Origin of the sequence: Loktanella sp. DSM 29012 (assembly GCF_900110705.1) — a bacterium.
Classification (GTDB): domain Bacteria; phylum Pseudomonadota; class Alphaproteobacteria; order Rhodobacterales; family Rhodobacteraceae; genus Loktanella; species Loktanella gaetbuli.
On record NZ_FOEJ01000003.1, the window covers coordinates 419,491 to 431,236 of the forward strand.

12 protein-coding genes are annotated in these 11,746 nt (G+C 63.4%); 7 read left to right on the top strand and 5 right to left on the bottom strand.

All coding sequences use genetic code 11. The features are described from left to right. Positions 1–38 precede the first annotated feature (38 nt). Positions 39–494 (top strand): CreA family protein, encoded by a 456-nt coding sequence (locus BMX27_RS09440; RefSeq protein WP_090159573.1) that lies wholly within the window; start codon positions 39–41, stop codon positions 492–494. 134 nt (positions 495–628) lie between these two features. On the opposite strand, the gene BMX27_RS09445 is transcribed toward BMX27_RS09440, so the two are convergent. Continuing rightward, positions 629–1,369 carry a helix-turn-helix transcriptional regulator gene (locus BMX27_RS09445; RefSeq protein WP_090159574.1) on the bottom strand — a complete coding sequence of 247 codons (741 nt, stop codon included), beginning with the start codon at positions 1,367–1,369 and terminating at the stop codon, positions 629–631. An 87-nt stretch (positions 1,370–1,456) separates the two neighbouring features. Between BMX27_RS09445 and BMX27_RS09450 the strand changes: the two genes are divergently transcribed. After that, on the top strand, positions 1,457–1,852 hold the full coding sequence (locus BMX27_RS09450) for a RidA family protein (RefSeq protein ID WP_090159575.1): 396 nt from the start codon (positions 1,457–1,459) through the stop codon (positions 1,850–1,852). A gap of 89 nt (positions 1,853–1,941) precedes the next feature. On the opposite strand, the gene BMX27_RS09455 is transcribed toward BMX27_RS09450, so the two are convergent. Together BMX27_RS09455 and BMX27_RS09460 are read right to left on the bottom strand one after the other, a co-directional pair. Then, a complete protein-coding gene (locus BMX27_RS09455; protein WP_143056802.1) occupies positions 1,942–2,460 on the bottom strand; it encodes a hypothetical protein in 519 nt (172 codons plus the stop codon). Positions 2,461–2,558: 98 nt separating this feature from the next. Continuing rightward, positions 2,559–3,230, bottom strand: coding sequence for an HAD-IA family hydrolase (locus BMX27_RS09460; RefSeq protein WP_090159577.1), 672 nt, complete (start codon positions 3,228–3,230; stop codon positions 2,559–2,561). Between the two features lie 121 nt (positions 3,231–3,351). Here BMX27_RS09460 and glmU point away from each other — a divergent pair, with 121 nt between their 5' ends. Both glmU and glmS read left to right on the top strand, forming a co-directional pair. Next, a complete protein-coding gene (gene glmU, locus BMX27_RS09465) occupies positions 3,352–4,704 on the top strand; it encodes a bifunctional UDP-N-acetylglucosamine diphosphorylase/glucosamine-1-phosphate N-acetyltransferase GlmU (protein WP_090159578.1) in 1,353 nt (450 codons plus the stop codon). Position 4,705: 1 nt separating this feature from the next. Next, positions 4,706–6,529, top strand: coding sequence for a glutamine--fructose-6-phosphate transaminase (isomerizing) (glmS, locus tag BMX27_RS09470; protein ID WP_090159579.1), 1,824 nt, complete (start codon positions 4,706–4,708; stop codon positions 6,527–6,529). An 80-nt stretch (positions 6,530–6,609) separates the two neighbouring features. Here the strand turns inward: glmS and BMX27_RS09475 are convergent, their stop codons facing one another. Beyond that, positions 6,610–7,086: a D-galactarate dehydratase gene (locus BMX27_RS09475; protein WP_177172692.1), complete on the bottom strand. Its 477-nt coding sequence runs from the start codon at positions 7,084–7,086 to the stop codon at positions 6,610–6,612. Positions 7,087–7,171: 85 nt separating this feature from the next. Here BMX27_RS09475 and moaA point away from each other — a divergent pair, with 85 nt between their 5' ends. Genes moaA through BMX27_RS09490 form a run of 3 tightly spaced genes read left to right on the top strand, consistent with a single transcriptional unit; the run spans position 7,172 to position 10,481 of the window. Next, complete coding sequence (moaA, locus tag BMX27_RS09480) at positions 7,172–8,176, top strand: GTP 3',8-cyclase MoaA (protein ID WP_090159580.1); 1,005 nt, start codon at positions 7,172–7,174, stop codon at positions 8,174–8,176. Further along, complete coding sequence (locus tag BMX27_RS09485; RefSeq protein ID WP_090159581.1) at positions 8,176–9,444, top strand: 3-deoxy-D-manno-octulosonic acid transferase; 1,269 nt, start codon at positions 8,176–8,178, stop codon at positions 9,442–9,444. The genes moaA and BMX27_RS09485 overlap by 1 nt, the downstream gene beginning before the upstream one ends. Further along, positions 9,441–10,481 carry a glycosyltransferase family 4 protein gene (locus tag BMX27_RS09490; RefSeq protein ID WP_090159582.1) on the top strand — a complete coding sequence of 347 codons (1,041 nt, stop codon included), beginning with the start codon at positions 9,441–9,443 and terminating at the stop codon, positions 10,479–10,481. The genes BMX27_RS09485 and BMX27_RS09490 overlap by 4 nt, the downstream gene beginning before the upstream one ends. 74 nt (positions 10,482–10,555) lie before the next feature. On the opposite strand, the gene BMX27_RS09495 is transcribed toward BMX27_RS09490, so the two are convergent. Next, positions 10,556–11,719: a M20 aminoacylase family protein gene (locus BMX27_RS09495; RefSeq protein ID WP_090159583.1), complete on the bottom strand. Its 1,164-nt coding sequence runs from the start codon at positions 11,717–11,719 to the stop codon at positions 10,556–10,558. Positions 11,720–11,746 lie beyond the last annotated feature (27 nt).

Genomic DNA, 11,746 nt, shown 5'->3' on the forward strand with positions numbered 1-11,746 from the left:
GCCTTGCCCTTTTCACCCTGCACCATATGTCGCACCTCATGAAACATATTCTCACCGCTGCCCTGCTCGCCCTGCCCGCAACCGCCCATGCAGAAGAAGTCGGCAAGGTCGGCGTCGACTGGGTCGGCAACGACATCATTATCGAGGCGCTGACCGACCCCGAGGTGCAGGGCGTCACCTGCCACCTGGCCTATTTCGAACGGTCGATCATCGACCGTCTGTCCAACGGAAACTGGTTCGAGGACCCGTCAAACGCGTCCATCGCCTGCCGCCAGACCGGACCCATCGTGATCGGGGACATCGACCGCAGCGACGACGGCGAAAACGTGTTCCGCGAACGCCAGTCCGTGTTGCTGAAATCCCTGCGCGTCAAACGCATCTTTGACGAGGCGAACAACACCCTGATCTACGTGGCCCACGCGACAGAGCTGACCCAGGGGTCCGCGAAAATGTCGATCTCGACCGTGCCGCTGTATGTGCCGGTGGCCGAGTAAGCGTTCTGTGCAACGCATCTGACATCAGTGTCATTTCGGTAACTTTAGGTGCCTGACAGCCTATGAACTGAAGCCAATCATTCGGGTCGCAGCGTATGACCGGTTTGAACCCAATGTTTCGGATGCTGCACTTATCACGAATGACGGCTTCGACGCTCCGGCTGCAGTGCGTTGTAGGGACAGACATCATCTTCGAACGGAACATGCCGACGGCGAAAGCTTGTAGTCGGAACCGCTTCCGGGTTGCTGATCCTGTCCATGCGGAAACGGCGGAAATCTTCGCGAGCAGGGTCCCAGCCGACGAGATACCATAGGGGCGGCAGGATCAGCATGGCTTGTGGTTCCACCTGCCGCTCGGTCTTGCGTCCTTTTGCATCTCTATAGTCGAACCTAATCAAGTGCCGGCCCAGAAACGCCGTCTCAAAGGCTCCAAGCAGGTCGGGGTCCATGGTCCCCATGTCCAACAAATCCTGCAAAGGTGACAGCTGGCCGATGTGCAGGCATTCCAAAAACGCACGTAGGTCTTTCACCTTGTCCGACGGCAAGGCCTTTTCGATCTTGGCCAACCCCGCGTCGGCAAGCTCCGAAAAGGGTAAATTCCCGGCGGCTCGCATTGCCGCGACGCTGATCAGCAGCGCGAACACTTCGGGTACGGTCAACTTGGCCCGTGTCTGCATCGATTGTGGGTCAAGCTGGAGGCCACCGCCGCGGCCAACGTCGGAATGGATCACATAGCCTTCGTCCCGCAGTGCGCCGATATCGCGCAAGACGGTCCGGCGCGAGGCACCAACCTCTTCGGCCAGTGCATCAACAGTGGATGTGCCGTTGCGGCGAAGGCTGCGCACGATGGCGTCATGTCTGAGTCTCACGTTCATATCTCGACCCTATCACAATTAGTGACAATATTTGGCACTATTTCGTCCTACACCGATTCCAGCAACTGAAAACAAGGAGATTGCGACATGGAACGGACGGCAGTGAACCCCTGGGACTGGTCGATCAAGCTGGGCTACAATCAGGCCGAGGTGATCGGCGGCGCGACGCGGCAGGTGATTTGCGCGGGGCAGACCTCAGTAGACGAAAACGGCGCCCCTCAGCATCCAGGCGATATGCGCGCGCAGATCAGCCTCGCGCTCGACAATCTCGAAGCCGTCCTGAAACGCGCAGGGATGGACCTGAGCAATGTGATCAAACTCGGGGTCTATGCAACAGATGTAGACGAGGCGCTGAAGAACTTCGACCTAATGGGCATGCGGTTCGGGCCCCATCAGGTTGCCCCGCCCATGACACTGTTGGGTGTGACACGTCTCGCCATTCCCGGATTGCTGTTCGAGATAGAAGCGACTGCAGCGGCCTGACGCACGCCAAAGCGGCCATTGGAGGAGCAAGTGCCAATGGCCGCCTTGTCTCGCTCAGCGGACGAACCTGCCCCCCGAGGGCGCGCCCATCACCGCCATATCCCATACGCCCGCAAATCCAGCTCTGTGAAATTCTCGCGCTCGTCCCTGGTCAGCGGATAGCGGCGCAGCAGCGCCTCGTGTTCACCGCGCACCCGCGCACCCCAGTCGCCGCGCAGGTGATCCATCAGACGGCAATGCGCGTCGATCCATGTGCTGCGCGAATAGGTGTCAGTCCCCAATTGCGCGACCAACCAGCCCGGCAACCAAGCCCTGATCGGCGCAATCCAACCTGGCATGGTCGTCTTGCGGGTCGCCTGTTCACAGGCCATCGCCATCCGCCTGGTCTGCAGGCGCAGCAGTTGATACACGACCTCGTAACCATCCATCGTCTCGCGGGACACTTCCGCCCCGTCGGCATCCACAACCAGCGTATAGGCGGGCCCGTTGCCCTCGACATGGGGGGTGCCGTCGCCGCGCGGCACGGCGTCCAGCGTCCAGCCCTCATCGGGCTGTTGCAGCCGGGCCAGCATGGCGCGGACCTCTGCCTCGATCTCGGAACGCGTCATACCACCCACCGCCAAGACCGTTGGCAGGACCGTTGCGCGACCGAGACGTTGAAACATTCCCCCATGGTGGCAGAGTGTTCCGGATATTCCGTGCAGCGTCAACGGCCTAACAGTTGCACCGCCACATCGTCCAGTTCGGCGTAGCTGTGCAGCGCCACGTCATGCGCCATATCCAGCACGCGCGCGCCCGCAGGACCAAAGGACACCAGAACGATAGGCACCCCCGCCGCACGTGCCGTATCGCGGTCGGTCTGGGTATCGCCAATAAGAAAGGCGCGCGCCGGATCGCCGCCCGCGCGCGAGACTGCCTCGAAAAACGGTGCGGGATCAGGTTTGCTGACGGTCAAGGTATCAGCTGCCACCACCGCATCAAAATGGTCCCTTGCGTCCAGTGCATCCAGCAACAGATCCGTCAGGTGGCCGGGTTTGTTGGTGCAGATCGCAACACGAAAGCTCGCCGCACGCAGCCGAGAAATCGCATCCAGCGCACCATCGTAGAAATAGGTATGACTGGCGATATCGCGCGAATAATGATCCAGCAGCGGCTGATACTGCGCGTCCACATCCGCCTCGTGGTCGCCCTCGCCCCTGATCCGCGCAAACCCCAGCCGCAGCATCGCCCGTGCGCCGCGCACCGCCGTGTCCCCGTCCGCCGCTGCATCCAGGGGGGCCGCATGACCCAGATCGGCAAAGCAGGCATTCGCCGCCGCAATCAGATCACCGCTGGTATCGGCCAGCGTCCCATCCAGATCAAAAACCACACAGCGCATCGGCCACTCCTGTCATCGTGGCCATATTACCGACCGTAAAGCTTTGTGACAGTCGCCTGTCTTGTGCGCTCTGCCCTATCAGCTACAACGCGTCCAGTTTGAAGTGGAGCGTAAAGTCCAGATGGCAACCGCATTGATCGTCCTCGCCGCAGGCAAAGGCACCCGCATGCAGTCCGACCTGCCAAAGGTGCTGCATCCCATCGGGGCGGCCCCCTTGCTGCTGCACGCGCTGTCGGCAGGTGGTGCGCTGGACCCCGACCGCATCGTCGTGGTGGCCGGTCACGGTGCCGATCTGGTGGAAAAATCCGCGCTCACCTTTGACGACCGCATCACGGTGGTGCGCCAGACCGAACAGCTTGGCACCGCGCATGCTGTCGCCCAGGCCCGTCCTGCGCTGGACGGTTTTACAGGCGATGCCGTAGTGCTTTATGGCGATACACCTTTCATCACGGGCGACACGCTCGCGGCGATGATCGCCGCCCGCGCGGATCACGACGTCGTGGTGTTGGGCTTTCGTGCCGCCGATCCCGGTCGCTACGGGCGGCTGGTCATGGACGGCGACGCGCTGTCAGCCATTATTGAATTCAAGGACGCGGATGAGGCCACCCGCGCCATCGACCTGTGCAATTCCGGCGTCATCGCCGCCGACGCGGACACGCTGTTTTCCCTGATCGACGCGGTGGGCAACGACAACACCAGCGGTGAATATTACCTCACCGATATCGTGGGCCTCGCCCGCGCGCGCGGTCTGTCCGCCACCGTCGTCACCTGCGACGAATCCGAAACGCTGGGCATCAACACCCGCGCCGAACTGGCCAGCGCCGAGGCCGCGTTCCAGACCCGGATGCGCGCACAGGCGCTCGAGGACGGTGTCACGATCCCAGCCCCCGACACCGTGATTTTTGCCCATGACACCTATGTCGGCGCTGACGCGCTGATCGAACCCTACGTCGTCTTTGCCCCCGGCGTAACGGTCGAAAGCGGTGCCACCATCCGCGCCTTTTCTCACCTCGAAGGCTGCCATGTCAGCCGTGGCGCCGTGGTCGGCCCCTACGCGCGCCTGCGCCCCGGTGCGGAACTGGCCGAGAACGCCAAAGTCGGCAATTTCACCGAAATCAAGAACGCGACCCTGGCCGAAGGGGCCAAGGTCAATCACCTGTCCTATATCGGCGACGCGGCAATCGGCGCGCGTGCCAACATCGGCGCAGGTACGATCACCTGCAATTACGACGGCGTGTTCAAATATCGCACCACCGTGGGCGACGACGCCTTTATCGGGTCGAACACCATGCTTGTCGCGCCCATCACCGTCGGCGACCGTGCCCTGACCGGGTCCGGTTCTGTCATCACGCAGGACGTTCCGGCCGAGGCGCTGGCGATCGCACGTGCCCGTCAAATCAACAAACCGGGCCTCGCACAGCGGCTGATGGACAAACTCAAGGCCCTCAAGGCCGCCAAGACAAAGGACCACTGACATGTGCGGAATCATCGGTGTGCTGTCCAGGCACGAGGCCGCCCCCCTCCTCGTCGAGAGCCTCAAGCGGCTGGAATACCGCGGCTACGACAGCGCGGGTATCGCTACGATCAACAACGGCACACTCGAACGCCGCCGGGCCGTGGGCAAACTTGTGAACCTTCAGGACCGGCTGGTGCATGAACCGCTGGCAGGCAAGGTCGGCATCGGCCACACCCGCTGGGCCACGCATGGTGTCCCGAACGAGGCGAACGCCCATCCGCACCGCGCTGCGTGCGTCGCCGTCGTCCACAACGGCATCATCGAGAATTTCCGTGAATTGCGGGCGTTTCTGGCCGAAAACGGCATCAGCTATTCCACCGACACGGATACCGAAACCATCGCGCTGCTGGCGCAATACTACCTCGACCTTGGCCACAGCCCGCGCGACGCCGCCCGCGACACCATCGCCCGGCTCGAAGGCGCCTATGCGGTCTGCTTTCTGTTCGACGGCCAGGACGACCTGTTGATTGCCGCGCGCAAGGGCAGCCCGCTGGCTGTCGGCTACGGTGACGGTGAAAACTTCATCGGCTCGGACGCGATCGCGCTTGCCCCGATCACGGACCGCATCAGCTATCTGGATGAGGGCGACTGGGTCATTCTGACCCGCACATCCGTCGAGATCCGCAACGCCGCAGGCGAACAGGTCAGCCGCCCCATCCGCAAGATCGAAGGCGGGTCCGCCGCCACCGACAAGGGTGGCTACAAACACTTCATGGCCAAGGAAATCGCCGAACAGCCCACCGTGCTGCAAGGTGCATTGGCCAACTATATCGCGCCGGACGCCGACGCCGTGACACTCCCTGATCCGGGCATCGACTTTGCCCAGATCGAACGCCTTACGATGGTCGCTTGCGGCACGGCCTATTACGCCTGCATGGTCGCAAAATACTGGTTCGAACAGATCGCCCGCCTGCCTGTCGAAATCGACGTGGCCTCCGAATTCCGCTACCGTGAACCACCCGTCACGCGTGGCACCGTGGCGCTCTTCGTCAGCCAGTCGGGGGAAACCGCCGATACGCTGGCGGCCCTGCGCTACATGGCGGGCAAAGCGGACAAGATCGTGTCGGTCGTCAATGTCGCCGAAAGCTCGATCGCCCGCGAAAGCGATCTTGCCCTGCCGATCCATGCGGGTGCCGAAATCGGTGTCGCTTCGACCAAGGCGTTCACTTGCCAGCTGACCACCCTCGCACTACTGGCCCTCAAGGCAGCAAGCGACCGCGGTGAAATCGACGCCGCAACCCTGAACACGCACCTGGGGCAGTTGCGGCAACTGCCCGGCATCCTGAACACCGCCCTCGGAATCGAAGACAACACCCGCGCCATCGCCGCCGACCTGGCAGAGGCCCGCGACATCCTGTTCCTGGGCCGCGGGGCCATGTATCCCCTCGCCCATGAAGGTGCGCTGAAACTCAAGGAAATCAGCTACATCCACGCCGAAGCCTATGCCTCCGGCGAATTGAAACACGGCCCCATCGCCCTGGTCGACGCCCATGTCCCCGTGATCGTCATGGCACCGACCGACCCGCTGTTCGACAAGACCGTCAGCAATATGCAAGAGGTCATGGCCCGTGGCGGCAAGGTCCTTTTGATCACCGACGAACAAGGCGCGAAAACAGCCTCCGACGGCGTCTGGAAAACCTTGATCCTGCCGAAGATCGACCCGTTCCTGGCACCGATCCTCTACGCGATCCCGGCGCAACTGCTGGCCTACCATACCGCCATCGCGAAAGGTACCGACGTCGACCAACCCCGCAACCTCGCGAAATCAGTCACCGTCGAATAGGTTTTCTTCTGGTCAAAAATATCCTGGGGTATGGGGCAAAGCCCCAAAAAGGGTGGGCGGGTGGGCCCGCCCGCCCAAATTTACCGGCGCGACACAGTCACTTCGGCGATCTCCGTCAGCGGGATTTCCAGCACGCGCATCGCGGGCAGTGACATTTCACTACCCGATCCGACGGTGCCGCCCGACGGGCGCAACTCCACGTTGGCCTCGTTCGATCGATAGGCCACGCGCCCCGGTGTCAGCGCTGTCACCAGCGGCGTTTTCAACCAGATCCCCGGATCGGCAGGCGACCCCAGCGTCACCAGCGTGGTGCCCAGTTCAGCGGACACCGGCGTCGTAACCTCCAGCGCCTCGGCCTTGTCTTCTTCCGTTGTCGTATCGAAATCATCGACCGTGGTTGCGGCCGCTGGCGGCGGCGGTGGCGGCGTGGGGTCCAGCGTGGCGACCGGCGCCGTCACTGGCGTCGCACCGGGCGCAGTTGCAGGGGCTGACGCCGGGACCATCATGGCCTCGCAGGCGGACAGGGCGATGACTGGGATCAGGAATAATGCTTTCATGTGTTGCAAGATACGTCATGCCGCCCGCGTGACAAGGCCAAGTGCGATGCTTGCGCGCAGCGCCGCCGGCCCTTAGGTTCGCCTCATGAATGCACCACTGATCGACCCTTTCGCCCGCGCCATACGCTACCTGCGTGTCTCCGTCACGGACCGCTGCGATTTTCGCTGCGTCTACTGCATGTCGGAAAACATGACGTTCCTGCCGAAAAAGGAACTGCTCACGCTCGAAGAGCTGGACCGCATGTGCAGCGCCTTTGTGCGCCTCGGCGTGGAAAAGCTGCGGATCACCGGCGGCGAACCACTGGTGCGCCGGGACATCATGACGTTCTTCCGCTCCATGTCGCGCCACCTCGACAGCGGCGCGCTCAAGGAACTGACGCTGACCACCAACGGCAGCCAGCTCGCGCGCTTCGCAGATGACCTCTATGCCGCCGGCGTGCGCCGCGTGAACGTCAGCCTCGATACGCTGGACGAGGCGAAATTCGCCCGTGTGACCCGCTGGGGCCGCCTGCCGCAGGTCCTGCGCGGCATCGACGCCGCCCAAAAGGCCGGTCTGCGGGTCAAACTCAACGCCGTCGCGCTCAAGGATTTCAACGAGGACGAGCTGTTCACGCTCACAAGCTGGTGCGCCAGCCGCGACATTGACCTGACCTTCATCGAGGTCATGCCGATGGGCGACATCGGAAACGAGGACCGCATCGGCCAGTATTGGTCGTTGAAGGATCTGCGCGCCCAGTTGGCCGACCGCTACACCGTCACCGACCTGCCCGAATCCACCGGCGGCCCCGCGCGCTATGTCCGGCTGGAAGAAACCGGCCAGAAAATCGGTTTCATCACGCCGCTGTCCCATAATTTTTGCGAATCCTGCAACCGCGTGCGGATCACCTGCACCGGCGAAATCTATACCTGTCTGGGACAAGAAGGTCATTCCGACCTGCGTGGCCCGCTGCGATCGTCCGAATCCGACGCCGTGCTGGAGGACGCGATCCGCGCCGCCATCGCGCTCAAACCCAAGGGCCACGATTTCGACTATTCCCGCCAAGAAGTCGACGGTCAGGTGTCCCGCCACATGAGCCATACCGGCGGCTGATGCGCTCGCCGCTTCTGCTGCGCGCCTATGCCGGGTTCGCGTCCCTTGCCGTGCCCATCTTGCAGCGCAGGCTGATCCACAAACTGACAGATCAGGGCGTCACCCCCGCCCGCGCCCGCGAACGCACAGGCCAGGCCACGCAGCCCCGGCCCGAGGGCCGCTTGATCTGGTTTCATGGCGCATCCGTCGGCGAAACACTGTCGATCCTGCCGCTGATCGACGCGCTGCACGCACAGCGCGCCGACCTGACGGTCCTCGTCACCTCTGGCACCGCGACATCAGCCGAGATTCTGGCGCGCCGCCTGCCCGCCCGTGCAATCCACCAGTTCGCGCCGCTGGACAGCCCCGCCGTCCTGCGCCGTTTCCACGCGCAGTGGCGACCCGATCTGGCCGTGCTGATCGAATCGGAAATCTGGCCCAACATGATCCGATCCTGCGCAGACCGCGGCGTGCCGCTCGTTCTGCTGAACGCCCGGCTGTCCGACCGTTCCGTCAAACGCTGGGGCCAGCTCGGCGCGCCCGCCCGGTGGTTGCTGGATCAATTCGCACTGATCGTGGCCCAGACCGAGGCCACGGCGCAGAACCTGCGCAGCCTGGGTGCTGCACGTGTTCAGGTGGGTGCAAATCTCAAGGCCGCAGCACCACCTGCACCCGATAACCCTGCCTTGCGGGCCGAAATGGAAACCGCACTTGCAGGTCGCCCCCGCTGGCTGGCCGCTTCGACCCATGCTGGAGAGGATGCACCACTCCTCGATGCGCATGTCGCCCTGGGCGAGCTACATCCTGACCTGTGCCTCATCCTTGCACCGCGCCACCCGGACCGCGCGGACGAGATCGCGACCCTCGCCCGACAGCGCGGTCTGACCGTCAGCCGCCGCAGCGCCGGGGACGCACCCACCGCTGACGTCTACCTTGCCGATACGCTGGGCGAGATGGGGACATGGTATCGCCTGTCGCCTGTCACCTTCATTGCCGGATCATTCGGCGATGCTGGCGGTCACAACCCGTGGGAGGCCTGCACAGGCACCGCCATTCTGCACGGACCAAAGGTTGCGAATTGCGCAGCAGACTATGCCACGCTGAACGGCGCAGGCGGCGCGCGCGCCGTGACACCGGACACATTGGCCTGGTCCGTGAATGATCTGCTGACCGGCAACGCCGCACAGCCCATGGCCACCGCCGCGATTGCCTGTAAACAGGCGCAGGGCGACGGCACCGCCGACCTCGCCCGTCGCCTGCTGTCGCTGACCAAGGACCACGCCCCATGACCGACGCCAACACCGTGCAGGTGATCGCCCCGAACCTGAAAAAGCGGTATTCCGGTGTGACCTCGACCGTCCTGCGGCTGGTGCCATTGCAGGCCAAGGACATCGCCATTGCAAGCGTGGGGCCAAAGCTGCCGCCGGACATCCCGCAGATCCGCATCCGCGATCTGTTCACCATGCGCCGCCGCCCCCGCGTCTGGCACGCCCGGCGCAACAACGAGATGCTGGCCGGCCTTGCGTTGAAACACATCCTGCGCCAGCCGCTGAAACTGATGTTCACATCCGCAGCACAGCGCGATCATTCGGGCTATACCAAGTGGTTGATCGGCAAACAGGACGCATTGGTCGCGACCTCTGCCCGGTCCGCGTCATTCCTGAGGCGCGACGCGCGAGTGATCCACCACGGCATCGACACGGATCATTTTTGTCCTGCCGATGACCGCGCGGCCCTGCGCGCGCGGCTCAACCTGCCTGTGGACGCGACATTGCTCGGCTGCTTTGGCCGCATCCGCCCGTCCAAGGGCAATGACCTGCTCATCGACGCGATGATTGCCCTGCTGCCGCGATTTCCGCATGCCCATGCCGTCATGATGGGTGGCGTTACGGAACACTTCAAAGGTTTCATGGACGACCTGCGCGCCCGTGTTGCCGCATCAAGCGTGGCCGACCGCATCCATATCCTGCCAGAGGATCCCGGCTGGACCATCGCCCCGTGGTTTCAGGCCATCGATCTCTATATCGCGCCGCAACGCAACGAAGGATTCGGCCTGACCCCGCTCGAGGCGATGGCCTGCGGCGTGCCCTGCATCGCCACCCGCACGGGCGCGTTCGAAGAGATCGTGGCGGACGGCGAAACCGGCACCCTGATTGCGACCGAAGACTACCCGGCGCTGGAACAAGCCATTCAATCAGCCCTTGCCGATCCGGACACCCTCAGCCGCTGGTCCGCCAACTGCCGTCCGCGCGCCATAAACGGCTTTCGCATTGCGGATGAGGCGGCACGCCTGATCGCGATCTACCGCGACCTGCTGCGCAGCTGATCTGCCGGGGATGGGGGCGCTGCCCCCGGACCTGCGGTCCTCCCCCGGGATATTTTCAAAACAGCGATTGCCCGTCAGGCAGCCGGCATCCGGCGTTCCACGATTTCGGCCCACCAGGAACATCCCGCCGGGATCACGGCATCATCGAAATTATATTCCGGGTGGTGGACGCTGGCCGTGTCGCCGTTGCCCACGAGGATATAGGCGCCGGGGCGTTCCTCGAGCATGAATGCGAAATCTTCGCCGCCCATGACAAGGGGCGCATCATCGCAGCTGCCGGCCACCGCCCGCGCCACGTCGGCGGCAAATGCGGTCTGTTCGTCGTGATTCACCATGCAAGGATAGCCCTTGTGATAGGTGACATCGGCCTGCGCGCCGAAGGTGGCTGCCGTGCCTTTACAGATCGCGGTCAGCCGTTGTTCGGCCAGTTCGCGCATCTCGGCGGACATGGTGCGCACGGTGCCGCGCAAATGCACCCGCTGGGCGATGACGTTGTAGGCCTTGGACGAACTCTCGATCGAGGTGACGGAGACCACCACCTGATCGACCGGGTCCGCGTTACGGCTGGCGATGGATTGCAGCGCCGTCACGCAATGCGCGGCGACAAGCGTGCTGTCCACGGTTTCATGAGGCTTGGCGGCATGCCCGCCCTTGCCTTCGATCACGACGTCGAACTGGTCGGTGGCGGCAAAAAACGCACCTGGCCGGATGGCAAAGCTGCCGACGGGACGACCGGGCCAGTTGTGCATGCCGTAGACCTCGTCGATGTTCCAGCGATCCATCAGACCGTCCTCGCACATCTCGCGTCCGCCGCCGCCGCCTTCTTCGGCGGGTTGGAAAATGACAACAACGGTGCCGTCGAAGTTGCGGGTCTCTGCCAGGTATTGCGCGGCCCCCAGCAGCATCGCGGTATGTCCGTCGTGGCCGCAGGCGTGCATGGCACCCGGTGTCTTGGACGCATAGTCCAACCCGGTCGCCTCATGGATGGGCAGCGCATCCATGTCGGCGCGCAAGCCGATGACTTTGCCAGATTTATCACTGTTGCCCTTGATGACGCCAACAACGCCTGTCCGGCCTATTCCGGTCACCACCTCGTCACAACCGATCGCGGTCAGGCGGTCGGCCACCACCTGCGATGTGCGGTGTGTTTCGAACAGGATCTCGGGGTGCTGGTGCAGATCACGGCGAATCGCGGTGATGGCGTCGTGCAGTTCGGCAAAGCGGTTCTTGACGGGCATGATATGTCTCCTTTGGGTTGATCCTGT